Genomic DNA, 25719 nt, shown 5'->3' with positions numbered 1-25719 from the left:
GCGGTGGCGAGCCTGGTGACGAGCCGGTTCACGGTCAGGTCCGGTGCGGGCAGGTCAATAGCCCAGACACACGCAGTTGGTCATCAACGCCCGCACGTTCTCGACATAGGTCGGGTTCGGGATGGCGATCGGCTTGCCCATCTGGGCCACCGCGCCGTGCCCGAAGTTGTACGCCGAGATCACCGCGTTGAGCAGGCACGAGTCCAAACCGCCGGTGCACAGCGAGGCGTCCAGCCGGTAGCGCAACTCGGGGGGCTCGTCGCCGAAGTACATGTCGCCGATGTACTTGGTGAGCCAGGCGAGGTAGTTCGCCCCCAGGAAGGCATTGTCCCGATAGTCTTCGATGTCGTACGACTGACCGAAGCGGTCGTTCATCCACTTCGCGGTGTCCGGCATGACCTGCATCAGCCCGACGCCGGTGTCGCAGGCCACGATGTTGGACTGCCAGCCGCTCTCCTGCCAGGCCGTGGCCTTCACCAGGTTCAGCGGGATCTTGATGGTGGGCGCCGAGGTCGGCCAGTACGTCTTCGCGGCCGCGTCCGACAGCGCCACCTTCACCTGGCTGGTGGTCGCCTTGGTGCCCCGGTAGCTGGGCTTGCAGTCGCTGGACACCGGCGGCTTCTTCGGGGCCGGCGGGACCTTGGTCTCGGTCGCCGGCTTCGGCTTGGCCAGCGGCCCTGCGGACGTCCGGGTGGGCTTGGGTTTCGCCGTCGGTGTGGCACTCGGCTTGGGCTTGGTGCTGGGCGCCACGCCCATCGCCTCGACCGCCGGCGGCGCCTCGGTCGGCTCGTCGGCCGCGGCCTCGACGGGCACCTCACTGGGCAGGTCGGCCGCCACCCCAGAGGGTGGGCGCTGCTCGCCGCCGCACCCGGCGATCCCGACCGCCAGCAGCAGCGCGGCGGTCGCCGTGGCCCATCGGCCGATTCCCCGACGCATCAGACCCCTCCCCCGTGGTTGCCCGCCGCACCTTAGCAAGGATCGATGGGCCGGCGGGGGGACCGCGTCGTCCGGGGTGGGTGCGGCGGCACTCACCGGCCGTCTAGGGCCCGGCTGTGGACGGCGGACCGGCCGCGCGCACCGCCCGGCCCCGGGTGGCCCAGGCGACCATGAACACCATGGTCCAGGCCACGCCGAGCAGCACTGACGTGGCGGTGCCGCTGGCCGTGCTCCATCCCAGGTACAGGCGGGCACCACCGACGGCGAGCACCCCGGCGACGGCGCTCGTCCACACCGCCACCGCCGCCGGCCAGCGCACACCCCGCGACAGCAGCCAGGCCAGCGTGCCGAAGCTCGCGGTCACCACCGCGTTCTGGGCGGGGAAGAGGACCCGATCGCCGGCCGGGCCGATCAGGTCGGCGACCACCGCGAGCACGACCAGCGGAACGAACGCCCCCACCGAGCCGAGCACGCTGAGCAGGTCCGCCCGCCAGGGCCGGCGCCGCCAGGCCAGCGCCGCGGCGACGACCGCGACCGCGCCGATCAGGACCCACCCGCGCAGCACCGAGAGCACCGCCACCGCCGCGTCCGCCACCCCCTGGGTACGCCGGGCGGCGAACCAGTGGGCGATGAATCCGTCGAGCACGGCGAGCCCACTGTGCCGGACCACCGCCTGCAGCAGCACGGCGACGGCCAGCCCGACGGCGAACAGCAACAGCAGGCCGACGACGAGATTGATCAGCAGCGTCCAGGTCGGCCCGACCCGCTCGGCGACCGCGAAGAACAGCACCCCGTACCGGGCGCGCAGCCAGCGGACCGGGGGCAGGGCGGTGGCCCGGGCGGCCAACGCCCGCGCCGGGTCGGGGTTGCGGCCGAGCCAACGGCCGGCCAGCACCACCCCGGTCAGGCAGAGCAGCAGGAGCAGCACCGCGCCGGTGGCCTGGCCGAGCAGCCGGGAAACCTGCCGGTACGACTCGCCGGCCGCGTACCCGGCCAGCACGGACGCGCTGACCCAGCTGGCCGCCCCGGCCAGGTCCCACGGTGCGAACCGTCGGTACGGCAGGCCCGCCGCGCCGGCCAACCGGGGTGCCAGGGTGCGGACGACGGCCACCCAGCGCGCGGCCAGGACACCCCGACCGCCGAGCCGGTGCAGCAGGGACTCGGCCCGCCGCCACCGCTCGACGCCGATCCGGGCACCGAGACCGGAGGCACGCAGCCGCGGCCCGTACCGGCGGCCCGCCCGGAAGGCGAGTGTGTCTCCTATCACGGCAGCGGCCGTCATCACGAACAGCGCCGGGACGAGCCGCAGCGTGCCCGCGTACGCTAGGAAGCCGACCAGCAGCAGGGTCGCCTCACCCGGCACCAGCAGTCCCACGATCACCCCGGTCTCACCAGCGACGATCATCGCGGCGACCAGGTAGATCAGCGGGGCCGGCAGGCCCTGCAGCCACGTCAGCAGGTCAGGCATCGGTCCCCCGCACGGGGCCAAGCATGCCAGTCGCTGAACCGGTCGGGACAGCAGTTTCGGCAGAGATCCGGGCAGTCCCGGGGGTGACCCCGGGGTGTCCACCGGCAACCGCAGACAGGAGTATGGAGGGTATGCAGCTTCGCACCGACCTCCGCAACGTCGCCATCATCGCCCACGTCGACCACGGCAAGACGACCCTGGTCGACGCCATGTTGCGGCAGGCCGGCGCCTACGGCGCCCGCGGTGAGGTCACCGAACGGGTCATGGACTCGATGGACCTCGAGCGGGAAAAGGGCATCACCATCCTGGCCAAGAACACCGGCGTGCACTACCTGCCGGCGGACGGGTCCGACCCGGTCACCATCAACATCATCGACACCCCCGGCCACGCCGACTTCGGCGGCGAGGTCGAGCGCGGCCTGACCATGGTCGACGGCGTGGTCCTGCTGGTCGACTCCAGCGAGGGCCCGCTCCCGCAGACCCGGTTCGTCCTCCGCAAGGCCCTCAAGGCCCGGCTGCCGATCATCCTGGTGATCAACAAGGTGGACCGGCCGGACGCCCGGATCAAGGAGGTCGTGGACGACACCTACGAGCTCTTCCTCGACCTGGACGCCGACGAGGAGCAGATCGACTTCCCGATCATCTACGCCTGCGCCCGCGACGGCATCGCCTCCCTCACCCAGCCCGCGGACGGCTCCATCCCGCAGGACAGCCACAACCTGGAGCCGCTGTTCCGCACCCTGCTCGACACCATCCCGCCGCCCGCCTACGAGGAGGACGCGCCGCTGCAGGCGCACGTCACCAACCTCGACGCCTCGCCGTTCCTCGGCCGGCTGGCGCTGTGCCGGGTCCGGCAGGGCACCATCAGCAAGGGCCAGACGGTGGCCTGGTGCCGCACCGACGGCAGCACCCAGCGGGTCCGCATCTCCGAACTGCTGATGACCGAGGGCCTGGAGCGCAAGCCGGCCGAGTCCGCCGGGCCGGGCGACATCATCGCCGTCGCCGGCATCCCCGAGATCATGATCGGTGAGACCCTCGCGGACGCGGAGAACCCGGTCCCGCTGCCGCTGATCACCGTCGACGAGCCGGCGATCTCGATGACCATCGGCACCAACAACTCGCCGCTGGTCGGGCGGGTCAAGGGCGCCAAGGTCACCGCCCGCATGGTCAAGGACCGCCTCGACAAGGAGCTGATCGGCAACGTCTCGCTGCGCGTGCTGCCGACCGAGCGTCCCGACGCCTGGGAGGTGCAGGGCCGCGGCGAGCTGGCGCTGGCCATCCTGGTCGAGCAGATGCGCCGCGAGCACTACGAGCTGACCGTCGGCAAGCCGCAGGTCGTCACCAAGGAGATCGACGGCCGGACCTGCGAGCCGGTCGAGCGGCTGACCATCGACGCCCCCGAGGAGTACCTCGGCGCGATCACCCAGCTCCTCGCGACCCGCAAGGGCCGGATGGAGCAGCTGGTCAACCACGGCACCGGCTGGATCCGGATGGAGTGGCTGGTCCCGGCCCGCGGCCTGATCGGCTTCCGCACCGAGTTCCTCACCGAGACCCGGGGCACCGGCATCCTGCACCACGTCTTCGAGTCGTACGAGCCGTGGTTCGGCGAGCTGCGCACCCGCAACAACGGCTCGCTGGTCGCCGACCGTTCCGGCGCGGTCACCGCGTTCGCGATGACCAACCTCCAGGAGCGCGGCCAGCTCTTCGTCGAGCCCGGCACCGAGGTGTACGAGGGCATGATCGTCGGCGAGAACTCCCGCTCCGACGACATGGACGTCAACATCACCAAGGAGAAGAAGCTCACCAACATGCGCTCGTCGACCGCGGACGAGACCGAGAAGCTGATCCCGCCGCGCAAGCTGTCGCTGGAGCAGGCCCTCGAGTTCTGCCGCGAGGACGAGTGCGTCGAGGTGACCCCCGCCGCGGTGCGGATCCGCAAGGTGACCCTCGACCAGACCCAGCGCGGCCGGATGGCCGCCCGCCGCAAGCACGCCGGCTGACCACCGGCCCACCCGGAGCCCGGACCGCCCCCGGCGGCCCGGGCTCCGCCGTCTCTCCCCCACCCGCCCGCCACCCCGTCGATCACGAAGTTGTCGCGCCCCACTCCGCCGTGTCATGGCGACAACCTCGTGATCGACCGCCCAGGGGAGGGCCAGGTCAGGCGGGTTTGGTGGCTTGGAGGGCCAGGACGTCGGGGATGGCGGTGGAGCCGGACTCCTGGACGCGGGTCAGGACCAGGCCGGCGGCGGTGACCGCGTTGACCAGGTCCGCCAGGGGCAGGTGCCAGGCGCCCACCCGGGCCCGCACCCCGGTGGTGTTCCAGGACCGGAAGCTGCGCTCGCGCTCGGCGTACCCGCCGTCGATGACGATCCGCCCCGGGTCGGACCGGTCGGCGAACGCGCCACAGAAACACGGGTGCACCCCGACGTGCACGAAGCGCCCGCCCGGCGCCAGCACCCGGGCCGCCTCCGCGATCACCGCCGGATAGTCGGGCAGGTCGGTGTGCCCGAGTACGCAGGTCACCGCGGGCACGCTCGCGTCGGCGGCCGGCAGCCGGGCCACGTCGCCCCGAGCCACCGGCAACCGGGTACACGCGTGCCGCAACTGCCCGGCGGAAAGGTCCACCCCGACCGGGTCCCAGCCCAGCCGGCGCAGCTCGGCGGCGTGCACCCCGGTGCCGCAGCACAGGTCGAGACAGCGGCCCGCCCCGGTGCCGAGCAGGCCGGCGAGCTGCCGGCGGACCCGGTCCATGTAGTCGGCGGAGGTGTCGGAGGCGTACTCCTCGTACCAGTCGGCGATGGCGTCGTACGCAGCAGTCGTCATCGGGGCACGCTAGACCGCCGCCGACCCGGCCGCAGCCCGCCGACCGCGATGATCCGCTACCGTCACCGACATGACCTGGGAGGATCTCGACGCGCATCTCGACAAGGTGCCCGGCACCGTCTCCGCGTACGTGGGACGGCTGGGCGCCCGACCCACCTGGACGCGGCTGCCCGACGCCACCCACTACGCGGCCAGCACCATGAAGGCGGCGGTGCTGGTGGCGCTGTACCGCGCGGCGGAAGCCGGCCGGCTGGACCTGGACGACCCGGTCCCGGTGCACAACGACTTCGACTCCGCCGCGCCGGGCGCACCCCGCTTCGCCAACGACCGGGACTACGACAACGACGACGCGGTCTGGGCTCGCGTCGACGGCACCGCGCCGCTGCGCTGGCTCGCGGAACGGATGATCATCCGGTCCAGCAACCTGGCCACCAACATCGTCATCGGCCACGTCGGACTGCCCGCGGTGGCCGAGGCGTGGGCCCTGGCCGGGGCGCGACACAGCGCCACCGGCCGAGGCATCGAGGACTACGCGGCCCGGGAGGCGGGCATCGACAACCTGGTCACCGCCGCCGACCTGGCCGCCCTGCTCGGCGAACTGGCCCTCGGCGCGCGTCGGCCCGGCCCGTTGGCCTCCCCGGCCGGCTGCGCGTCCATGCTGGACGTGCTGTTCGCCCAGGAACACCGGGAGGACCTCGCCGCCGGACTGCCCGAGGGGACCCGCATCGCGCACAAGAACGGCTGGGTACGCGGACTGCGGCACGGCGCGGGCGTGGTCTTCCCGGCCGACGCCCCGCCGTACACGGTCGTCGTCTGCACCACCACGGACCTGGCCGACGGCGGCCCGAGCGGCGAGGAGACCGACGACGCGTGCCGCCTGATCGCGAACATCTCCGCCCAGGTGTGGGAATCCCGGCACAAGCTGGCCGACTGACCCGACGCGGGCCGCCGACGCGCCCGCGCCGGCGGCCCGTTCACTCCAACAGGTTCGCGCGCAGCGCGGCGACCGTCCCGTCGGTCACCCCCAACCCGTCCCGCAGGTACGCCCCGAACGAACCGTGCACCCGCCGCACCTCGTCGTACGCGGCGTCCAGATACTCCGGCCGCACCTCCAGCAGTGGCCGCGCGACCGCCGGGTCCAGGTCCGACCGCTGGCGGGTCATCGCCGCGAGCAGCACCTCGCGCAGGCTCTCGGTCAACTCGTTGTGCCGCAGGTAGTCGCCCCGGATCACCGCCTCGTCGACGCCGAGGGCGGTGAGCAGCACCACCGACAGCCAGCCCGTCCGGTCCTTCCCGGCCGAGCAGTGGAACAGCAGCGGCAGGTTCGCCCCGTCGGCGGCCAGCCGCACCGCCGCGCCGAACCCGGCCCGGGCCGTCGTCCCGCTGACGAACCACCGGTAGATCGCCGCCATCGCAGCCGGCATCCCCTCCCGGGCCAACTCGTCGTACGCCTCCAGATCATGACCGAGCAGCACCGCCGAGACGTACGTGAAGACCGGGTGGGCCGGGTCGTACACCGGCAGGTGCACCACCCGCGGATCCCCGACTAGCCGGTCCGGCGGCGCGACCGCCTGCTCGCTGCCGTGCCTCAGGTCCACCACACAGGCCGGCGCCAACTTGCCCAGTACCGGCAGGTCGTCGTCGGTGAGCCGGCCCAGCGCGGCGGTGCGGATCAGCCGGCCCGGGCGTACCCGCCGCCCGTCCGCGGCGGGCAGGCCGCCAAGATCACGGGCGTTCGGCGCGCCCACCAGTTCCCAGTCCCGTGCTGCCATCGGCCCTCCCCGGTCCTCGGCCACCTGTTTATAGAGTGCCTCACATGACCATCGCCGCGGTACGCACCCATCGGCTCTCCGCCCCCTTACACACCCCGTTCGTCACCGCACTGCGCCGCACGACCACGGTGGACACCCTGGTAGTCGAGGTGGTAGACGCCGACGGGCGGTCCGGGTTCGGCGAGGCCCCGCAGGTCTGGCAGGTCACCGGGGCGTCCATCGCCGGCGCCGAGGCGTGCGTCCAGGACGTCATCGCGCCCGCGTTGACCGGACGGGACGCCGACGACCTCCAGGCCCGCTGCGCCGAGGTACGCCGCGCGGTGGCCGGCAACGAGTCCGCCAAGGCGGCCGTCGACGTCGCCCTGCACGACCTGGCCGCGCGGCGGCTCGGCGTACCCCTGGTCCGGCTGCTGGGCGGCACGGCGCTGCGGGTGCCGACGGACGTCACCCTGGCCGCCGGCGACGCGGTGGACCTCGCCGCCGCCGCGAAGCGGCGCCGGGGCGAGGGCTTCAGCGTGCTCAAGCTGAAGGTCGGCACCGACGCCCGGGGCGACCTCGAACGGGTCCACGCGGTCCGCGCCGCGGTCGGCCCGGACGTCCGCATCCGGCTGGACGCCAACCAGGGCTGGACGGCGCGCGAGGCGGTCCGGGTCATCCGCGGCATCGAAGATGCCGGGCTCGACGTCGAACTCGTCGAGCAGCCGGTGCACCGCCGGGACCTGGACGGTCTCGCCTGGGTCAGCGACCGGGTCGACCTGCCGATCCTCGCCGACGAGTCGGTCTTCGACGTCCGCGACCTGGTCGAGGTGATCCGCCGCCGGGCCGCCGACATGGTGAACGTCAAGCTGGCCAAGTGCGGCGGCCTGCAGGCCGCGCGGACACTGCTCGACCTGGCCGCCGCCCATGGGATGGGCACCATCGTCGGCTCCATGATGGAGAGCCCGGTGGGCGTGGGCGCCGCGGCCAGCCTGGTCGCCGCGTACGGCACCAGCGCCGTCTCCGACCTGGACGCCGCGTGGTGGCTGGCCTGGTCGCCGGTGCGCGGCGGGATCCGGTACGACGGCGCGGACGTCCTGCTGCCGGACGCGCCCGGCCTCGGCATTTCGGACCTGAGTGAAGCAAAGGTTCAGCAGCAAGGTTGAGGGCCGGTGGTTTTTTTCATAGGCTCGCCTCAGGCGGGCTCGAACTGGGGGGTGGACGTGGAGCTGCAACCAAACCGCGAGGCCGTCGTGCGGGTCCCGGTGGCGACCCTCTGGGCCGACCCGGAGAAGGTCCGCCCCGTCGACCGCCCCGCGCTGGCCGATCCGCCGGACATCGCGGCCTGGGTCGGCGGCATGGACCGCGACCAGCAGGTCGACGAATGCGTGCTCAGCCAACTGCTGCTCGGTGAACGGGTGCTCGTCACCGAGGTGCGAGCCGACGGCTGGACCCAGGTGATCGCCCTGGACCAGCCCGCCGGCAGGCTCGACCGGCGCGGCTACCCCGGCTGGCTGCCCACCGCCCAGTTGACCGCCGCGCCGCAGGCCGGCCCGTCGACCGACCCGCTGGTGGTCGACGCGCTGCTCACCGCGCTGCGCATCGCCCCGGACGGTCCGGTGGCGCTGCCCGCCGTGGTCCTCGGCACCCGTCTCGCCCCGGCCGGCGGGCCGGTGGACGGATGGCGGCCGGTCCACGTGCCCGGCCGGGCCGACCCGCTGTGGGCGCCCGAGGGCGACGTCGTACCGCTGCCCGCCGAGCGACCGGAGCCCAAGGAGGTGCTCGCCACCGCCGAGCGGCTGCACGGCCTGGTCTATCTCTGGGGCGGTGTCTCCAGCCACGGAATCGACTGCTCCGGCCTGGTGCACCTGGCCTGGCGGCGATACGCGGTGACGCTGCCCCGGGACGCCGACGACCAGGCCGAGGCGACCACTCCCCTGGCGCTGGGCGAGGAGCGCCCCGGCGACCTCTACTTCTTCGCCCGGCCGGGCCGCCGGATCCACCACGTCGGCATCGTCAGCAGCGAGCCGCACGGGGAGGTCCGGCGGATGTTGCACGCCTGCTACCTCCAGCGCCGGGTGGTGGAGGAGCGGCTTCCCCCACACCGGGAGGCCACGCTGGTCGGCGCCCACCGCGTCTGACCCCGCACCTGGAAACGGGCGCTCCCGCGGCCGGGAGCGCCCGTTTCCGTACGGTCAGCGCCGGGCTCGCGCCAGCTCGCGGCGCCGGTCCTGGGCCGACTTGAACAGGCTGGCCGCGGTGGCGATCGCCAGTGTGCCGAGGATGACGGCCAACGAGAGCCAGATCGGGATGTGCGGGGCCCAGGCCACGTGCCGGCCACCGTTGATGAACGGCAGTTTGTTGTCGGCCAGGGCCTCCAGGATCAGCTTCACGCCGATGAAGCCGAGCACCACGGCCAGGCCGTAGCTGAGGTAGATCAGCCGGTCCAGCAGCCCGCCGAGCAGGAAGTAGAGCTGCCTGAGCCCCATCAACGCGAACACGTTCGCGGTGAAGACCAGGTATGCCTCCTGGGTGATGCCGAAGATCGCCGGGATCGAGTCGAGGGCGAAGATCAGATCGGTGGTGCCGATGGCGATCATCACGACCAGCATCGGGGTGAACAGCCGCCGCCCGTCCTGCCGGGTGGTCAGCCGCGCGCCGTCGAAGCCCCGGGACAGCGGCAGCGCCTTGCGGCTCCACCGGATCAGCACGTTCTCCCTGAACTCGCCCTCGTCCGGCTCGCCCTGCCGGGCCAGGTTGATCGCGGTGTAGATCAGGAACGCGCCGAAGAGGTAGAAGACCCAGGAGAACTGGGCGAGCAGGGCGGCACCGGCGGCGATGAAGCCACCCCGCATGACCAGCGCGAGCAGGATGCCGACGAGCAGGACCTTCTGCTGGTACGGCCGGGGCACCGCGAAGCGGCCCATGATGATCACGAAGACGAAGAGGTTGTCCACCGAGAGGCTGTACTCGGTGAGCCAGCCGGTGTAGAACTGGCCGGCGATGCTGGGTCCGGCGGTGAGCCAGAGCCCGCCCCCGAAGAGTAGGGCCAGCCCGACGTAGAAGGCGACCCACAGGCTCGACTCACGGACGCTGGGCTCGTGCGGGCGCCGACCGATGATGAAGAGGTCGGCGAGCAGGACCGCGGTCAACGCGACGAGGGTCCCGGCCCACACAAATCCGGACACGTTCAATTCCATCCTCCGGCAGACACGCAGCGTCGGGCACACCGTACGCCGGGTGAGGGGCCGGGGTGCGTCTACGCTGACTCTGGTGACTGTCGGAGGTCTCTTCCGCCAGCGACCCGGGTGCGGGCCACTGACCGACGGAGCCGGGTCGTAGCACCGGGGGTCCGGTGTGTTCTTCCGTGCTGACGACTCCGTCGCGGGGGAATACTCCCCTCCTCGGGCGCCATTCTTCACCATCAGGCCCGGTTGGCGCATCTCCGGCTGCCCCGATTGGCGAGGAAATCACGTTCCGACGTGGCCGAGGCTCCGTTCCCTACGCCTTCCTAGGAGGCTAGGTGGACGATTTTCCGCAGGTGAGGGGCTCGGCGAAGGACCAACCGGCGGCCGGCAGGGGTGTCACATGAGCTGGACCACGCGGTGGGACGGAACAGCCCCTGGTCGCCCCGACCGGCAGCCGGCGTGCGAGGGTTCACCCATGGTGCTTGAGGTCGCGCTGATCGATGTGACGCCCGAACAAGAGGACGACTTCGCCGCCGCGTACGCGCAGGCGTATCCGATCCTCAGCGGCACCGAGGGCTGCCGCTCGGTGCGGATGACCCGGGGCGTGGAGTCGCCGTCCCGGTTCGTGCTGCTCGTGGAGTGGGACTCGGTCGAGGCGCACGACGTCAACTTCCGGCAGAGCGAGCGGTTCCCGCAGTGGCGGGGGCTGATCGGTCCGTACTTCGCCAACCCGCCGCTGGTCGAGCACTTCGTCGACGTGCCGGCCTGAGCTGTCGTACCCATCGCATAGCCTGCGCGCGACGCGCCGGTCACCGGTCCCGACGGCACCGGGGGCGCCGGGCCCGGTGGCTTGCGCGACGACAATGCGTTGTCACGGGTATCCACCTTCGAGTGGCTGCCCGGCATGGATCGGGTAGCCCTGGTGACCGGCGTCAGCCGGCGGATCGGCATCGGCGCGGCGGTGGCCCGCAGCCGCCGTAGGACTGGGCGTCGTCAAAGGCCGGCACGCCGGTCAGCATCAGCCGCCACCCGCCCGCCGCGAGAGCTGGCGTACGCGGCCAGCAAGGCCGGCGCGGAGAACCTCGTGGTCCAGCTCTCCCCGCTGCTGACGCCGAAGGGCATCACGGTCAACTGCGCCAATCCCGGACCGACCGACACCGGCTACGCCGACCCGGAGCGGCTGGCCGGGGCGGCCCGCCTCTTTCCCGGGGGCCGCTGGGGCACCCCGCAGGACGCCGCCCGGCTCGTCCGCTCCCTCTGCTCGCCCGACGCCGGCTGGCTCACCGACCAGATCATCACTCCGAGGGCGGCTTCCAGCGGCGGCACACCCGACCGCTCTCCGCGAGACCCGCACCCGGCCGCTCAACGCGGCTCGGGGAATCGACCGTCACGCGGCTCGGTCACCGGTGGCTCTCACGACTCGATCACCGGGGCGTCAGGCGACTCGGTCACCGGGCCGTCACGCAGGTCGGTGACCGGCGCGTCGCGCGGGTCTCGTGGGCGGGGCACGGGCGGCGACCCGAGGCGGCGGGCCAGCAGGTCGACCGTCTCCTCCGCCGGCAGCGCCGCCGCCAGCAGCCAGTCGACCAGCCGCTCGTACCGGGCGACGTCGGCCTCGGCGGTCAGCCTCAGGTCGGTGGTGAGGGTCTCCACCAGCACCGTGCGGGGATCGGCCGGGTCCGGGTACGCGTAGTGGGAAAAGGCGGTCAGCGGATGAACACCACCGTGCGGGGCGGCGTCCCGGGACAGCAGCCGGATGGTGACGTACGGCCGGTCAGCCAGGGCGACGAGGTGCCCCAACTGGTCCCGCCAGACGTCGGCCGGCACGCCGCCCGGGTCGCAGACCCGCTCGTCGAGCAGGGCGGTGTAATGGGTTGCGTTCGGCCGGTGCAGCGCCTCCTGGCGCACCGCGCGCGCCCGTACGTCCGCCTCCACGTCCACATCCTCGTGCAGCTGCGCCCCGGCGGCGACCCGCAGCCGGGCGTACGCCGGGGTCTGGAGCAGCCCGGGCACGACCGCGGGCTGGTATTCGATGATGCGGGCGGCGCCCGCCTCCAGCTCCGCGTACGCCCGCTGCCGCTCACCCATCTCGCCCAGGGCCCGGGACCAGCCCCGACCGGTGGCGGCGTCCCGGGCGATGACGATCAACTCGTCGCGCTTGCCGGGCGGCACCCCGTAGACGTCGAGCAGGTCGAGCACGTCGGCCAGGTCCGGCCGGCTCTGACCCAGCTCGATGCGGGACAGTTTGGACGTGGACGCCCAGCCGAGCCGGCCACAGACCTGCTCCAGGGTGAGCGCCTGCCGGCGGCGCAGCCGGCGCAGCTCCGCGCCAAGCCGCGCCCGCCGCACGACAGGACTTGCTGACAACGGCATGCGAGCCTCCCATCGACGGAGACTACGCACCACCAATCACGGACGGCAATACAATGATTGCGCAGTGCGATCGATGTGGCGGGGCCGGCGCTGGCCTCCCGGCACTCGCGGACGCTGCCCGCCACCGGCTCTGCCACCCGGCGCGACCCGTCGGCTGCGCCCGCCCGGCGGCCCGCCTTGCCGTCACTTCACGCCGGCGGCGTCCATCCCGCGCAGCTCCTTCTTGAGGTCGGCGATCTCGTCCCGGATCCGGGCAGCCAGCTCGAACTGCAGCTCCCGTGCGGCGGCGAGCATCTGGTCGTTGAGCTCCTGGATGAGGTTGGCCAGGTCGGCCCGGGCCATCCCCTCCCGGGACGGCGTGGCGGCACCGCCCCGACCGCGGCTGCGGGTCTCCTTGACCGGGGCCTTGCCCCGGGACAGCTGGCGGGCCGCCCCGCCGACGCGGGTGTTGTTTTCGGTGTCCTCCGCCTCGCGATAGATGTCGTCCAGGATGTCGTGGATCTTCTTGCGCAGCGGCTCGGGGCTGATCCCGTGCGCCTCGTTGTGCGCGATCTGCTTGGCCCGGCGCCGGTTGGTCTCCTCGATCGCGTCCGCCATCGACGGCGTGATCTTGTCGGCGTACATGTGGACCTGGCCGGAGACATTACGGGCGGCCCGGCCGATGGTCTGGATCAGCGACCGGCCGCTGCGCAGGAAGCCCTCCTTGTCGGCGTCGAGGATCGCCACCAGGGAGACCTCCGGCAGGTCGAGGCCCTCCCGGAGCAGGTTGATGCCGACCAGCACGTCGTAGTCGCCCTTGCGCAGCTCGCGCAGCAGCTCCACCCGGCGCAGCGTGTCGACCTCGGAGTGCAGGTAGCGCACCCGGATGCCGTTCTCCAGGAGGTAGTCCGACAGGTCCTCGGCCATCTTCTTGGTCAGAGTGGTGACCAGCACCCGCTCGTCCCGCTCGGTGCGCAGCTTGATCTCGTGCATCAGGTCGTCGATCTGCCCCTTGGTGGGCTTCACGACGACCTCCGGGTCGATCAGGCCGGTCGGGCGGATCACCTGCTCGACGAACTCACCCTGGCCCTGCTCCAGCTCCCACGGACCCGGGGTGGCGGAGAGGAAGACCATCTGGCCGACCCGCTCCAGGTACTCGTCGAAGCGCAGCGGCCGGTTGTCGGCCGCGCTGGGCAGCCGGAAGCCGTGGTCGATCAGCATCCGCTTACGGGAGGCGTCGCCCTCGTACATGCCGCCGATCTGCGGGATCGTCACGTGCGACTCGTCGACCACGGTCAGGAAGTCGTCGGGGAAGTAGTCGAGCAGGCAGTGCGGCGGGCTGCCGGGCAGCCGGCCGTCGATGTGCATGGAGTAGTTCTCGATGCCGGAGCAGAAGCCGACCTGCCGCATCATCTCGATGTCGTACGTGGTGCGCATCCGCAGCCGCTGCGCCTCCAGCAGCTTGCCCTGCCGCTCCAGCTCGGCCAGCCGCTCGCCCAGCTCGGTCTCGATGTCGCGGATCGCCCGCTCCATCCGCTCCGGGCCGGCCGCGTAGTGCGTGGCCGGGAAGATCATCAACTGGTCGACCTCGCGGACCACGTCGCCGGTGAGCGGGTTGAGGTAATACAGCTTCTCGATCTCGTCGCCGAAGAGCTCGATCCGGACGGCCAGCTCCTCGTACGCCGGGATGACCTCCAGCGTGTCGCCCCGGACCCGGAAGGTGCCCCGCTGGAACGCCATGTCGTTGCGGGTGTACTGGATGTCGACCAGCCGGCGCAGCAGCTGGTCGCGGTCGAGTTCCTGCCCGACCGCGACCCGGACCGCGCGATCGAGGTATTCCTCCGGGGTGCCCAGGCCGTAGATCGCCGAGACGGTCGCCACCACGATGACGTCGCGCCGGGTGAGCAGCGACATGGTCGCCGAGTGCCGCAGCCGCTCGACCTCCTCGTTGATCGAGGAATCCTTCTCGATGTAGGTGTCGGTCTGCGGGATGTACGCCTCGGGCTGGTAGTAGTCGTAGTAGGAGACGAAGTACTCCACCGCGTTGTGCGGGAGCAGCTCGCCGAACTCCTTGGCGAGCTGGGCGGCGAGGGTCTTGTTCGGCGCGAGCACCAGGGTCGGCCGCTGCAACCGCTCGACCAGCCACGCCGTGGTGGCGCTCTTGCCGGTGCCGGTCGCGCCGAGCAACACCGTGTTGCGGTCGCCACGCCGCACGCGGCGCTCCAGCTCGTCGATGGCTGCCGGCTGGTCACCGCCCGGCTGGAACTCGCTGACGACCTGGAAGCGGCCTTCGAGTCGGGGAATGTCGAGCGCCATGACCTCAACGGTACGCCGGAGGTCCGACAGTTCCGGCCGGACCGCCGCAGGTCCGAGACCTGCTTCGATATTCCCATTGTGTGGCTCATCTCACCGGACTACCCTCGTACCGTAGGCCGCTCGCGGCGGCCGACCGGGCCGGTGGTCGCCCTTACAGGGCCCGGCCGCCCCCGGCACGGACGGTCGCAGCACCCGGGACGACCGGCGTGCGCACCGACGTGGTCGCGCTGAAGGGCGCAGACCGGCCGCCGCGAGCGCCACTCTCGTCACCCGATCCCCGCAGCCGCGTTCTCCACTCGTGGAGATCTCTCGCGGATGGCGGTTCTGGCGCGTGCCGCAACCCGACATCGGGCCGCTGCCGACGGGCGGCACCCACGCCGACCCGGCCGGCACCTCGCCCCCGGACCCGGCCGACACGCCACCGACCCCTTCGACCGCCGCGTCACCCGAGAGCCAGGACGCCGCCGCGCTCGAAAGCCCCGCCGCACCGACAGCGAGCCCGGCCGGGAGCCGGACCGCCGCCTCGGCGGGGAGCCCCGCCGTCGCGAGGCCCGCAAGCCCGACCACGCCACCCGGGAGCCAGGCCGACGCACCGCCGGAAGGCCCCGCCGCCACGAAGCCCGCAAGCCCGACCACGCCACCCGGGAGTCCGGCCGACGCATCGCCCGGGAGTCCGGCCGACGCACCGGTTCGTTCGCCCAGGGCCGCGCCACGCGAACCCGGTCGCGGCCGCCATCGGCGTTCCCGCCCCATCACCGGGGCGCGGCACTGGACCGTCCTGGATGGCTGGCGGACCGACGCGGATGCCGGCGGACCAGCGGCCGAGACCCGTACCGATGCGGCACCGCCGGACGACCACGACCCGGAGGACAGCGTCGCCCGGCCCCGACCGCCGGCCCGGCGGCGCGCCACCCTCGTCGCGCTCGGGGTGACCGCCGTCGTCTCGGCGGCGGCCCTGGTCGCCGGGCTGCTGAACTGGTCGCCGCAGTCGACCGACCCGGCCCGGGCGCTCACCGCGGAGGAGACCGACCGGCTGGCGGCGATGCGGGTCACCAACCAGCGGGACGTCCGCGCCGGGGTGCGCGTCACCATCGGTGCGGATCGATCCGCCGCGGAGCTCGTGGGGTGGGTCGACTGGGTCCGGCCGCTGGTCTACCTGAGCGTGCGCGGCCTGGACGTGGGCACCGAGCCGGGCCTGGTCCAGGCCACCCGGTCGGCGATGGTGGTCCGGCCCGACCCGGCCGCGGCGTCCGCCCCGCCACCGCTGGTGCCCCCGACCGACCGCTGGCGGTTGCGGGAGCCGCCCGCCGGGCGCGGCGTGGCCGCCGTACGCGACCTGCTCCTCGGTCTGGCGGCGGACCGCATCGACGTCACGACCGGGACGGCCCGGTGGGTGGGCGGAGACACCGTGGACGGCAGTCCGGTCGACATCGTGGAGACACCCCTGCCCGCAGCCCCGTCCGACCCCGGCGCCGGCACCCCGGCCAGCTCCGGCTCGGCCAGCTCCGGTCCGGCCGGTGCCGCGGCGGGCCGACCGCCCCGACTCTGGCTCGACCAGGACGCCCGGCTGCACCGGCTGCGGGGATGGCTGCCGGACGGCACACCGATCACCGTCGAACTGGCCCGCAGCGACCGGCCCACGCTTCGCCCGGTGGACGCACTCGGCGGTCCTCCCGGGCTGCCCCGCGCGCTCGCCGACGCCGAGGCGGACCGGCTCGCCCGGCTGTCCGACCGGCTACGGGCCGCCGGGGGTGCCACGCTGGCCCTGACCGCCCCGGTCGGCCCCACCGCCAACCTGCGCGCCACCGGCTGGCTGAGCTGGGCCGATGCCTCGGCGTACCTGGCCGTGGGCGAGGCCGACAACCCCGGGAGCCGGACCCTGCTGCGGTGGCACTCGGGGCGGGTGGCCAGGGTGGAGGTGCCGGCGGACGGTGCGGCGACGGAGGTTCCCGCCGCACCGCCGCTACCGCCACCGGCCGGGCTGGCCCGGTCGGCCGACCGGCCGCCCGGCGACGACCTGGACCGGCTGCTGGAGGCGGCGCTGCGCACCCGTGGGACCGCGGTGCCGGCCGGATCGGCGGTACGGCTGCGCGGCGACCAGGTGGCCGGCCGCGCCGTGGACGTCGTCGAGGTGCCGGCCGGCCGGGCGGTCCTGCGCTACTGGATCGACCGGGACGGCCTGCTGCGCCGGCTGGAGCTGCGGAGCGGGCGTGGCGTCTGGTCGCAGCTCGACCTCACCCCGGGCCGGGTACCGGCGCTGCCCATCGCCTCCTGACCCGCCCGGCGGGAACGGGCACCGGGTTCGGTCAGGTCCGCCAGGCGGTCCGCGCCGCCCACTCCTCGGCGCGCCGGTGCTCCTCGTCGAACCAGGGTTCCTTGTCGGCGCCGTACGTGTCGCTGTCCGGAGCGAAGCCCGCCAGTTGCCGCTTCAGCCGCAGATACGCATCCCGCTGTTCCGGGTCGGCCCGCAGGTGGTCGCGCATCAGCAGCGCGTACCGCCAGCCGGGCGAGCCGGCCTCCCGCAGGTGCAGATGCGCCGGGCGGGCCGGGTCGGCGCTGCCGTGCAGCCGTTTCTCCCACCGGGGGCCGCCCGGCGGGCGCGGGTTGTCCCACCAGTCGCCGGGCAGGCGCGGGAACCCTGCGTCGGCGAGCCGCTCCGCGAGCGCGCCGTCCGCCTCCGCCAGCGACGGCACGGTGAGCTGGATGTCGATGACGTCCTTCGCGGCCAGGCCGGGCACGGCGGTGGAGCCGATGTGGTCCACGCGCGGGTCGGAGCCGACCGCGTGCCGGATCCGGGCGGCCAGCCGGGCGTACTGCCGGGGCCAGGTCGGGTCGGGTTCGGTGAGCACCACCCGCTCCGGCCGGACCGCCCGGCGCTCGCGGACGTTGCGCTCGTAGGGCACCAGGCGGTCGCGCCAGAGCGCGTCCACCGCCGCGTGCAGCTCGTCCAGGGTGCCGTCGTTGGTGAGCAGCACGTCGGCCGCCGCCTCCCGGCGCGGGTCGTCGGCCTGCGCGGCGATCCGCCGCTCGGCCTCCGCGCGGTCCATGCCACGATCGCGCGCCAGCCGCTCCACCCGGGTGCGCACCGCCGTGCGCACCACGACTACCAGGTGGTACGTCGGCGCGAGTCCCACCTCGACCAGCAGCGGCACGTCGTTGATCACGATCGCGTCCACGGGCGCGGCGGCGGCCAGCTCCGCGGTGCGCGCCCGGACCCGGGGATGGATGATCGCCTCCAACCGGCGGCGGGCCGCCTCGTCGGCGAAGACGACGGAGCCCAGCGCCGCCCGGTCGAGGGCGCCCTGCGGATCCAGCACCCGGTCGGAGAAAGCGGCGACGATCTCGGCCAGCCCCTCGCTGCCCGGGGCGACCACTTCGCGGGCGATCCGGTCCGCGTCGATGACCACCGCGCCGAGCGCGGCCAGCCGGCTCGCCACCGCGCTCTTGCCGGACCCGATGCCCCCGGTCAGTCCCACCATCAGCACCGGACCAGTCAACAGGATCACCGGCCGCACGCCAAGCCGGCGGTTGCCGGAGCGGTCGGCGCGCCGACGCCCGCCATGATCGACTCCAATTGCGGCAACCCGGCGCTTCCCGTCGCCGGGACAGCCCGAATTGCCGCACACCGAGTCGATCAAGGACCGACGCGGGATGCCCGGCGTCCGAAGCACCTGACCCGACCTGCCGCCGACCCAAGTCGATCAAGGGCGGACGCGGGATGCCGGCGGCAGGCGCAACTGGGCGGAGACACGCGAGGGCCCCGCCCCCGGCGATCCGGCGAACCGGATCGCGGGGACGGGGCCCGTCGTCGTTCAACGGCGACCCCGGGTCGCGGCGCAAAGCCGCGCTGGAGTTGCCGCAGGGATCACTTGCCGCCGGCGAGCTTCTCCCGCAGCGCGGCGAGCGCCTCGTCGGTGGCCAGGGTGCCCGCCGGCTCCTCGGCCTGCCGGCTCGGGGCCGAGGTCGAGGTGGTGGCGCCGGAGACAGCCGGAGCCGGGTTGGCAGCGGCCTCGGCGTCGGCGGCCCGGGAGGTCTGCACCTGCTTGGTGTGGGCCTCCCAGCGCTGGCGCGCCTCGGCGTACTGGTTCTCCCAGGTCTCGCGCTGCTTGTCGTAGCCCTCGAGCCACTCGCCCGTCTCCGGGTCGAAGCCCTCCGGGTAGATGTAGTTGCCCTGCTCGTCGTAGGTCGCGGCCATGCCGTAGAGAGTCGGGTCGAAGTGCTCCTCGCCCTCGACGAAGCCCTCGTTGGCCTGCTTGAGCGACAGCGAGATCCGGCGACGCTCCAGGTCGATGTCGATGACCTTGACCATGACCTCGGAGCCGACCTGGACGACCTGCTCCGGGATCTCCACGTGGCGCTCGGCCAGTTCGGAGATGTGGACCAGGCCCTCGATGCCGTCGTCCACCCGGACGAACGCGCCGAACGGCACCAGCTTGGTGACCTTACCCGGCACGATCTGCTGGATCGCGTGGGTGCGGGCGAACTGACGCCACGGGTCCTCCTGGGTCGCCTTCAGCGACAGCGAGACCCGCTCGCGGTCCAGGTCGACGTCCAGAACCTCGACCTCGACCTCCTGGCCGACCTCGACGACCTCGGACGGGTGGTCGATGTGCTTCCAGGACAGCTCGGAGACGTGCACCAGGCCGTCCACGCCGCCCAGGTCGACGAACGCGCCGAAGTTGACGATCGAGGACACGACGCCCTTGCGGACCTGGCCCTTCTGCAGCTTGTTGAGGAACTCGGTGCGCACCTCGGACTGCGTCTGCTCCAGCCAGGCCCGGCGGGACAGGACCACGTTGTTGCGGTTCTTGTCCAGCTCGATGATCTTGGCTTCGAGCTCACGCCCGACGTACGGCTGCAGGTCGCGCACCCGCCGCATCTCCACCAGCGACGCGGGCAGGAAGCCGCGCAGGCCGATGTCGAGGATGAGACCACCCTTGACGACCTCGATGACCGAGCCGCGGACGACGCCGTCCTCGTCCTTGATCTTCTCGATCGTGCCCCAGGCCCGCTCGTACTGCGCCCGCTTCTTGGAGAGGATCAGGCGACCCTCCTTGTCCTCCTTCTGGAGGACAAGGGCCTCGATGTGGTCTCCGACCGAAACCACCTCGGCCGGGTCCACGTCGTGCTTGATCGACAGCTCGCGAGAGGGGATCACGCCCTCGGTCTTGTAGCCGATGTCGAGCAGGACCTCGTCCCGATCGACCTTGACGACGGTGCCTTCGACAATGTCGCCGTCGTTGAAGTACTTGATGGTCTCGTCGATCGCGGCGAGGAAAGCTTCCTCGGAGCCGAGGTCGTCGATGGTGACCTTGTTGGCGCTCGAGGTGGCCTCGATGCTGCTCGTCATGTGGGCGGTTGCTCCGGTCGGATGGGTTGTCACAGCAGGCGTGGCGTCGCAGTGACCTGTCCGCGCCAGCGGATCCGTCGCCGGGCACACCGAACGATCCACCCTGAGAAGATCATTAGTGGCTCCGGTGACCGCGCACCTGCTCCCTGCCGAGGCACACGATCCGCGAGCGCATCGTCTAGCCTACCCGCTGCATTACCACAGCGTGCAAGCCCTCCCGGTCCTCGCCGACCGCGTCAGCTGCGAAAGCGGAGATTTCGCGCGGTAAGGTGCCGGGGCTGTCTCGTCCGTCACATCTTCCCCACCCGACACACCGCCCTGGGGCGACGCGCAGGGCTGAGGCTAACTTGAGCGGGTGGATGACGACAGGGTGACCCGGCGCCGGGTGGGCGCCACCGAGATCCGCCGGGCCAACCGCGGCTGGTGGGACGCCGACGCCGACGACTACCAGGCCGAGCACGGGACGTTCCTGGGCGAGGTGGACTTCGTCTGGTGCCCCGAGGGGCTGCGCGAGGCCGACGCCCGACTGCTCGGCGAGGTGACCGGCCGCCGGATCCTCGAACTCGGCTGCGGTGCGGCGGCCGCCGCCCGTTGGCTGGCCGGCCAGGGGGCCCGGCCGGTCGCCCTGGACCTCTCCGCCGGCATGCTGCGGCACGCCACGGCCGCCGCCGCCCGCACCGGCGTACGCGTGCCACTGGTGCAGGCCGACGCGCTCGCCCTGCCCTTCGCCGACGCCGCCTTCGACACCGTCTGCACGGCGTTCGGCGCGATCCCGTTCGTGGACGACTCGGCGGCCGTGATGCGGGAGGTGGCCCGGGTGCTGCGCCCCGGCGGTCGCTGGGCCTTCTCGGTCACCCACCCGATGCGCTGGATCTTCCTCGACGACCCTGGTCAGGGCGGGCTCACCGCGGTGCACTCGTACTTCGACCGCTCCCCCTACGTCGAGCAGGACGAGCACGGGGTGGCCACGTACGTCGAGCAGCACCGCACCCTCGGCGACCGGATCCGTGAGCTGGTCGGGGCCGGGTTCCGGCTGCTGGACCTGGTGGAGCCGGAGTGGCCGCAGGGGCACGAGGAGATCTGGGGCCAGTGGAGCCCGCTGCGTGGCCGGCTCTTCCCCGGCACCGCGATCTTCGTCGCGGAGAAGCCGGCCGACGGGTAGCCGTCGTTTCCGCTCGGCAGCCCCGGGTACGCCGAGAGCATGGCCGAGAAGGAGTTCCGCGAGGGCGACCATGTCTCCTGGGCCAGCCACAGCGGCCGGGCGTACGGCGTGGTCAAGGAGAAGCTGGTCGACCGCACCCACGTACGCGGGCACACGGTGAACGCCTCGCCGGAGAACCCGCAGTACCGCATCCGCAACGACGACTCGGGGCGGGACGTCGCCCACCGACCACAGGTGCTGCGCCATGAGCCGAAGTAATGGCGGCGCCCGCATCCGGTCGGTCGAGCGCCCGAAGCGAACCCCGCGCACGTTGACGGCTTGACCCTGCCGCTGACGGCAGGGTCGGACCATCGGCGGCATGAACGATGCACAACGCAGGGTCGTCGTCGTCGTCGTCACCGGCGCGGGCACCGGCATCGGCCGGGCCACCGCCCGCGCCTTCAGCGTCGACGGCGCCCACGTCCTCGCCGTCGGCCGCCGCGCCGCGCCGCTGGCCGAGACGGCCGCCGGCCACCCTCTGATCACCCCGCTGACCGCCGACGTCACCGCACCCGACGCGCCGGACCGGGTGGTCGGCGCCGCCCTCCACCGGTACGGGCGGCTGGACGTGTTGGTCAACAACGCCGGGATCGCCGGCGGCGGCCCCCTCGCCGAGTTGGACGAGGCGGCCGCCCGGCGCCAGCTCGACACGAACCTGCTCGCCCCGGTCCGGCTGGCCCGTGCCACGGTGGCGGCCCTGGCCGACACCCGGGGCGTGATCGTCAACGTCACCACGTCCGTCGGCCAACGCGCCTGGCCCGGCTCGTCCGTGTACGCGGCGGGCAAGGCCGCCCTCGACTCGCTGACCCGCAGCTGGGCGGTGGAACTGGCCCCGCGCGGCATCCGGGTGGTCGCGGTGGCCCCGGGCGCTATCGACACGCCCATCGGCGCACACCAGGGCCTCTCACCGGAGCAGCGGGCGGCGGTACGCCGCTGGCAACTCGCGCACACCCCCCTTGGCCGGATCGGCGGCCCGCAGGACGTAGCGTGGGCGATCCGCCAGCTCTGCGATCCGGCGGCGGGCTTCGTCACCGGCGTGGTGCTGCCGGTGGACGGCGGAGCGGTGGTCGGCTGACCGGCCGGGCGCCGGCGGATCGGCGACATGGCGGTGTACCGGCCTTGCCCATGCCGCAACCTCGGCGGAGCAGGGCTGGAGCAAGGCGACGGGAGGACGAGCACGTGCGGATCGGCGAGCTGGCCAGGGTGACGAGCTGCACTCCCCGTGCCCTGCGGCACTACGAGGAGCAGGGACTGATCACGTCGGAGCGGGCGGCGAACGGCTACCGCGAGTACGACGAGGCCGCAGTCGTCCGGGTCCGCAACATCCGCCGCCTGCTCTCGGCCGGGCTGACCCTGGAGGACGTCCAGGTCTTCCTGCCCTGCCTGGACGGCGACGTGGCAGCCGCGCCGCCCTCCCCCGCCGGCATCCGGGTCGGCCTGGAGCGGCTGGCTGTGCTCGACGCCCGGATCGCCGCACAGGTGGCGCTCCGCGACCGCCTCGCCGCCGCCCTCTTGTCCGCCCGTTGATCATGAGGTTGGCGGCGGTCGCGGAGATCCACACCGCCGCCAACCTCATGATCAACCCCGCGGGAGGGAGGGGGAGGGGAGGTAGGGGGGACGTTGGTTAGTGGGCGGCGCTGTTCCAGTCGCGGCCGTCGCCGACGGAGACCTCCAGCGGCACCGACAGCGGGTACGCCTCCCCCATCTCCTTGCGGACCAGGGCCTCCAGGGTCTCCCGCTCGTCCTGGGCGACCTCGAAGACCAGTTCGTCGTGCACCTGCAGCAGCATCCGGGACCGCAGCCCGGCCTCGCGCAGCGCGGTGTCGACGTGCAGCATGGCGACCTTGATGATGTCGGCCGCCGAGCCCTGGATCGGGGCGTTGAGCGCCATCCGCTCGGCCATCTCCCGGCGCTGCCGGTTGTCGCTGACCAGGTCTGGCAGGTAGCGGCGGCGGCCCAGGATGGTGGAGGTGTAGCCGTCCTGCCGAGCCCGGGCCACCACCTCGTGCAGGTAGTCGCGGACCCCGCCGAAGCCGGCGAAGTAGTTCTCCATCAGCCCGCGCGCCTCGTCGGCGCTGGTCCCGAGCTGCTGGGAGAGCCCGAACGCGCTCAGCCCGTACGCCAGGCCGTAGTTCATCGCCTTGATCTTGCGGCGCTGGTCGGCGGTGACCTGGTCGACCGGGACGGCGAAGACCGAGGAGGCGGTGGCGGCGTGGAAGTCGTGCCCGGAGTTGAACGCCTCGATCAGCGCGTCGTCCGACGACAGGTGCGCCATGATCCGCATCTCGATCTGACTGTAGTCGGCGGTGAGCAGGCACTCGTAACCCTCGCCGACCACGAAGGCCCGACGGATCCGCCGCCCCTCCTCCGTGCGGATGGGGATGTTCTGCAGGTTGGGCTCGGTCGAGGAGAGCCGGCCGGTGGCCGCCACGGTCTGGTTGAACGTGGTGTGGATCCGGCCGTCGTCGGAGACCGACTTGAGCAGCCCGTCGACGGTCGACTTGAGCTTGGCCACGTCGCGGTGCCGCAGCAGGAACTCCAGCACCGGGTGCGGCTGCTGGGCGTGGAGCCACTGCAGGGCGTCCGCGTCGGTGGTGTACCCGGTCTTGATCTTCTTGGTCTTGGGCAGGCCCAGCTCGCCGAAGAGGATCTCCTGCAACTGCTTGGGCGAGCCGAGGTTGAACTCCCGGCCCACCGCCGCGTACGCGCCCTGGGCCGCGGCCTTCACCTCTGCGGCGAAGTGCGCCTCCAGCTCCGACAGGTATTCGGTGTCGGCGCCGATCCCGGTGCGCTCCAGGTTGGCGAGCACCCGCATCAGCGGCAGCTCCACGCCGGCCATCAGCCGGGCCGACTGCTCGCCGTCGCGGGACAGCTCGGCGTCGATCGCGTCGGCCAGGTCGAGGGTGGCCCGGGCCTGGAGCATCAGGTTCTGCTCGGCCTCGCCGTCGTCGCCCAGGCCCTCCAGGGTGAGCTGGCCGGTCTCCGGCGCGTCGACCCGCAGCTCCCGGTGCAGGTAGCGCAGCGCCAGGTCGGTCAGGTCGTACGACCGCTGGTCGGGGCGGGCCAGGTAGGCGGCGATCTGGGTGTCCCGGGAGATGCCCCGCAGGTCCCAGCCGTGCGCGGCGAACGCCAGCACCGCCGGTTTGCTGTCGTGCAGCACCTTCGGGCGCTCGGCGTCGGCCAGCCAGCCGGCCAGGGCGGCCTCGTCGGCCGCGTCGAGGGTGGCCGGGTCGAACCAGGCGGCCGCGCCCCCGGCGGTGGCCAGGGCCATCCCGGTGACCGACGCGGTGTGCCGCCGGTTGGGGCCGGTGTCGAGCTTGACCGCCACGCCGACCGGGGCGCCGGTCGGGGCATGGGTCTCCAGCCAGCCGGCGAGGCCGCCGGGCTCGGTGAGCACCTGCCCGTCCAGCTCGAAGCCGGCCTCGGCCTCCGGCTCGACCGCCTCGAGGTACTGGTAGAGCCGGTCGCGCAGGATGCGGAACTGGAGGGTGTCGAAGACCTGGTGCACGGCCTCCCGGTCCCAGCCCTGCCAGCGGGCGTCCGCCACGCGCAGCGGCAGCTCCAGGTCGGCGACCAGGCAGTTGATCTCGTAGTTGCGGATCACGTCGGCGAGCCGCTCGCGCAGGCTCTCGCCGGCCTTGCCCTTGATCTCGTCGGCCCGGGCGACCACGCCCTCCACCCCGCCGTACGCGTTGATCCACTTGGCGGCGGTCTTCGGGCCGACGCCGGGGACGCCGGGCAGGTTGTCGCTGGTCTCGCCGACCAGGGCGGCCAGGTCGCGGTAGCGCTCCGGAGGGACGCCGTACTTCGCCTCGACCGCGGCCGGGTCCATCCGGGCCAGGTCGGAGACGCCCTTACGCGGGTAGAGCACGGTGATCCGGTCGTCGACGAGCTGGAACGCGTCCCGGTCGCCGCTGGTGATCAGCACGTCCATGCCCTCGTCGCGGGCCTGGCAGGCGAGGGTGGCGATGACGTCGTCGGCCTCGTAGCCCTCCTTCTCCACCACCGGGATCCGCAGCGCGGCCAGGACCTCCTTGACCAGGCTCACCTGGCCCTTGAAGTCGGTCGGGGTCTCGCTGCGGCCGGCCTTGTACTCGGCGTACTTCTCCGTGCGGAAGGAGCGGCGGGAGACGTCGAAGGCGACCACGATGTGGCTGGGCTGCTCGTCGCGGAGCGCGTTGATCAGCATCGAGGTGAAGCCGTACACCGCATTGGTCGGCTGCCCCGTGGTGGTGGAGAAGTTCTCCACCGGCAGGGCGAAGAAGGCCCGGTATGCCAGGGAGTGTCCGTCGACGAGGAGCAGGCGCGGCGTCGTAGCTGTCACGGCAGCGACTCTA

At 72.7% G+C, this 25719-nt stretch carries 20 protein-coding genes and 1 pseudogene; 11 read left to right on the top strand and 10 right to left on the bottom strand.

Annotated features, from left to right (window positions below):
• Positions 1 to 54: 54 nt before the first annotated feature.
• The gene (locus ACIRG9_RS09855; RefSeq protein WP_402852869.1) at positions 55 to 936 is read right to left on the bottom strand and encodes a transglycosylase SLT domain-containing protein; all 882 of its coding nucleotides are present in this window, start codon (positions 934 to 936) and stop codon (positions 55 to 57) included.
• A 103-nt stretch (positions 937 to 1039) separates the two neighbouring features.
• A complete protein-coding gene (locus ACIRG9_RS09850; RefSeq protein ID WP_402852866.1) occupies positions 1040 to 2404 on the bottom strand; it encodes a DedA family protein in 1365 nt (454 codons plus the stop codon).
• Between the two features lie 131 nt (positions 2405 to 2535).
• Between ACIRG9_RS09850 and typA the strand changes: the two genes are divergently transcribed.
• On the top strand, positions 2536 to 4404 hold the full coding sequence (gene typA, locus ACIRG9_RS09845) for a translational GTPase TypA (RefSeq protein WP_402852864.1): 1869 nt from the start codon (positions 2536 to 2538) through the stop codon (positions 4402 to 4404).
• A gap of 157 nt (positions 4405 to 4561) precedes the next feature.
• Here typA and ACIRG9_RS09840 read toward each other — a convergent pair whose 3' ends face one another.
• On the bottom strand, positions 4562 to 5227 hold the full coding sequence (locus ACIRG9_RS09840) for a class I SAM-dependent methyltransferase (protein ID WP_402852861.1): 666 nt from the start codon (positions 5225 to 5227) through the stop codon (positions 4562 to 4564).
• Between the two features lie 70 nt (positions 5228 to 5297).
• Here ACIRG9_RS09840 and ACIRG9_RS09835 point away from each other — a divergent pair, with 70 nt between their 5' ends.
• A complete protein-coding gene (locus tag ACIRG9_RS09835; RefSeq protein WP_402852858.1) occupies positions 5298 to 6161 on the top strand; it encodes a serine hydrolase in 864 nt (287 codons plus the stop codon).
• A gap of 40 nt (positions 6162 to 6201) precedes the next feature.
• On the opposite strand, the gene ACIRG9_RS09830 is transcribed toward ACIRG9_RS09835, so the two are convergent.
• Positions 6202 to 6999, bottom strand: a complete 798-nt coding sequence (locus ACIRG9_RS09830) for a tyrosine-protein phosphatase (protein WP_402852855.1) — start codon at positions 6997 to 6999, stop codon at positions 6202 to 6204.
• 44 nt (positions 7000 to 7043) lie between these two features.
• Here ACIRG9_RS09830 and ACIRG9_RS09825 point away from each other — a divergent pair, with 44 nt between their 5' ends.
• Complete coding sequence (locus tag ACIRG9_RS09825) at positions 7044 to 8141, top strand: mandelate racemase/muconate lactonizing enzyme family protein (protein WP_402852852.1); 1098 nt, start codon at positions 7044 to 7046, stop codon at positions 8139 to 8141.
• Positions 8142 to 8198: 57 nt separating this feature from the next.
• The gene (locus ACIRG9_RS09820; RefSeq protein WP_402852850.1) at positions 8199 to 9116 is read left to right on the top strand and encodes an NlpC/P60 family protein; all 918 of its coding nucleotides are present in this window, start codon (positions 8199 to 8201) and stop codon (positions 9114 to 9116) included.
• A 54-nt stretch (positions 9117 to 9170) separates the two neighbouring features.
• On the opposite strand, the gene ACIRG9_RS09815 is transcribed toward ACIRG9_RS09820, so the two are convergent.
• Positions 9171 to 10169 carry a TerC family protein gene (locus ACIRG9_RS09815; RefSeq protein WP_402852847.1) on the bottom strand — a complete coding sequence of 333 codons (999 nt, stop codon included), beginning with the start codon at positions 10167 to 10169 and terminating at the stop codon, positions 9171 to 9173.
• Positions 10170 to 10638: 469 nt separating this feature from the next.
• Here ACIRG9_RS09815 and ACIRG9_RS09810 point away from each other — a divergent pair, with 469 nt between their 5' ends.
• Entirely contained in the window at positions 10639 to 10932 is a 294-nt protein-coding gene (locus ACIRG9_RS09810) for an antibiotic biosynthesis monooxygenase family protein (RefSeq protein ID WP_402852844.1), read from the top strand.
• A gap of 135 nt (positions 10933 to 11067) precedes the next feature.
• Positions 11068 to 11448: pseudogene (locus ACIRG9_RS09805) on the top strand (SDR family oxidoreductase); the annotation flags it as partial.
• 128 nt (positions 11449 to 11576) lie between these two features.
• Here the strand turns inward: ACIRG9_RS09805 and ACIRG9_RS09800 are convergent.
• The gene (locus tag ACIRG9_RS09800) at positions 11577 to 12536 is read right to left on the bottom strand and encodes a DUF5753 domain-containing protein (protein ID WP_402852841.1); all 960 of its coding nucleotides are present in this window, start codon (positions 12534 to 12536) and stop codon (positions 11577 to 11579) included.
• A 183-nt stretch (positions 12537 to 12719) separates the two neighbouring features.
• Positions 12720 to 14831 (bottom strand): excinuclease ABC subunit UvrB, encoded by a 2112-nt coding sequence (gene uvrB / locus ACIRG9_RS09795; protein ID WP_402852838.1) that lies wholly within the window; start codon positions 14829 to 14831, stop codon positions 12720 to 12722.
• 928 nt (positions 14832 to 15759) lie between these two features.
• Here uvrB and ACIRG9_RS09790 point away from each other — a divergent pair.
• Entirely contained in the window at positions 15760 to 17106 is a 1347-nt protein-coding gene (locus tag ACIRG9_RS09790) for a hypothetical protein (protein WP_402852835.1), read from the top strand.
• 31 nt (positions 17107 to 17137) lie between these two features.
• Here ACIRG9_RS09790 and coaE read toward each other — a convergent pair whose 3' ends face one another.
• Complete coding sequence (gene coaE, locus ACIRG9_RS09785) at positions 17138 to 18316, bottom strand: dephospho-CoA kinase (RefSeq protein ID WP_402853086.1); 1179 nt, start codon at positions 18314 to 18316, stop codon at positions 17138 to 17140.
• Positions 18317 to 18696: 380 nt separating this feature from the next.
• Entirely contained in the window at positions 18697 to 20181 is a 1485-nt protein-coding gene (gene rpsA, locus ACIRG9_RS09780) for a 30S ribosomal protein S1 (RefSeq protein WP_402852832.1), read from the bottom strand.
• Positions 20182 to 20536: 355 nt separating this feature from the next.
• Between rpsA and ACIRG9_RS09775 the strand changes: the two genes are divergently transcribed.
• From ACIRG9_RS09775 to ACIRG9_RS09760, 4 genes are all read left to right on the top strand, one after another.
• On the top strand, positions 20537 to 21343 hold the full coding sequence (locus ACIRG9_RS09775) for a class I SAM-dependent methyltransferase (protein WP_402852830.1): 807 nt from the start codon (positions 20537 to 20539) through the stop codon (positions 21341 to 21343).
• A gap of 39 nt (positions 21344 to 21382) precedes the next feature.
• Entirely contained in the window at positions 21383 to 21601 is a 219-nt protein-coding gene (locus ACIRG9_RS09770) for a DUF2945 domain-containing protein (protein ID WP_402852828.1), read from the top strand.
• Between the two features lie 100 nt (positions 21602 to 21701).
• The gene (locus ACIRG9_RS09765) at positions 21702 to 22457 is read left to right on the top strand and encodes an SDR family NAD(P)-dependent oxidoreductase (RefSeq protein WP_402852826.1); all 756 of its coding nucleotides are present in this window, start codon (positions 21702 to 21704) and stop codon (positions 22455 to 22457) included.
• Between the two features lie 104 nt (positions 22458 to 22561).
• Positions 22562 to 22909, top strand: coding sequence for a MerR family transcriptional regulator (locus tag ACIRG9_RS09760; RefSeq protein WP_402852824.1), 348 nt, complete (start codon positions 22562 to 22564; stop codon positions 22907 to 22909).
• A gap of 97 nt (positions 22910 to 23006) precedes the next feature.
• Here ACIRG9_RS09760 and polA read toward each other — a convergent pair whose 3' ends face one another.
• Positions 23007 to 25706, bottom strand: a complete 2700-nt coding sequence (gene polA, locus ACIRG9_RS09755; RefSeq protein WP_402852822.1) for a DNA polymerase I — start codon at positions 25704 to 25706, stop codon at positions 23007 to 23009.
• Positions 25707 to 25719 lie beyond the last annotated feature (13 nt).

This window comes from Micromonospora sp. NPDC093277, assembly GCF_044765245.1.
In the GTDB taxonomy this organism is placed as follows: Bacteria; Actinomycetota; Actinomycetes; order Mycobacteriales; family Micromonosporaceae; genus Micromonospora.
This window is presented reverse-complemented; position numbering and strand designations above follow the sequence as displayed.

Coding starts and splice junctions, on each gene's coding strand:
- ACIRG9_RS09840 (WP_402852861.1), bottom strand. CDS start 5,227: ATGACGACTGCTGCGTACGACGCCATCGCCGACTGGTACGAGGAGTAC.
- rpsA (WP_402852832.1), bottom strand. CDS start 20,181: ATGACGAGCAGCATCGAGGCCACCTCGAGCGCCAACAAGGTCACCATC.
- ACIRG9_RS09835 (WP_402852858.1), top strand. CDS start 5,298: ATGACCTGGGAGGATCTCGACGCGCATCTCGACAAGGTGCCCGGCACC.
- ACIRG9_RS09850 (WP_402852866.1), bottom strand. CDS start 2,404: ATGCCTGACCTGCTGACGTGGCTGCAGGGCCTGCCGGCCCCGCTGATC.
- ACIRG9_RS09810 (WP_402852844.1), top strand. CDS start 10,639: ATGGTGCTTGAGGTCGCGCTGATCGATGTGACGCCCGAACAAGAGGAC.
- ACIRG9_RS09830 (WP_402852855.1), bottom strand. CDS start 6,999: ATGGCAGCACGGGACTGGGAACTGGTGGGCGCGCCGAACGCCCGTGAT.
- ACIRG9_RS09800 (WP_402852841.1), bottom strand. CDS start 12,536: ATGCCGTTGTCAGCAAGTCCTGTCGTGCGGCGGGCGCGGCTTGGCGCG.
- ACIRG9_RS09770 (WP_402852828.1), top strand. CDS start 21,383: ATGGCCGAGAAGGAGTTCCGCGAGGGCGACCATGTCTCCTGGGCCAGC.
- ACIRG9_RS09765 (WP_402852826.1), top strand. CDS start 21,702: ATGAACGATGCACAACGCAGGGTCGTCGTCGTCGTCGTCACCGGCGCG.
- uvrB (WP_402852838.1), bottom strand. CDS start 14,831: ATGGCGCTCGACATTCCCCGACTCGAAGGCCGCTTCCAGGTCGTCAGC.
- ACIRG9_RS09825 (WP_402852852.1), top strand. CDS start 7,044: ATGACCATCGCCGCGGTACGCACCCATCGGCTCTCCGCCCCCTTACAC.
- ACIRG9_RS09855 (WP_402852869.1), bottom strand. CDS start 936: ATGCGTCGGGGAATCGGCCGATGGGCCACGGCGACCGCCGCGCTGCTG.
- typA (WP_402852864.1), top strand. CDS start 2,536: ATGCAGCTTCGCACCGACCTCCGCAACGTCGCCATCATCGCCCACGTC.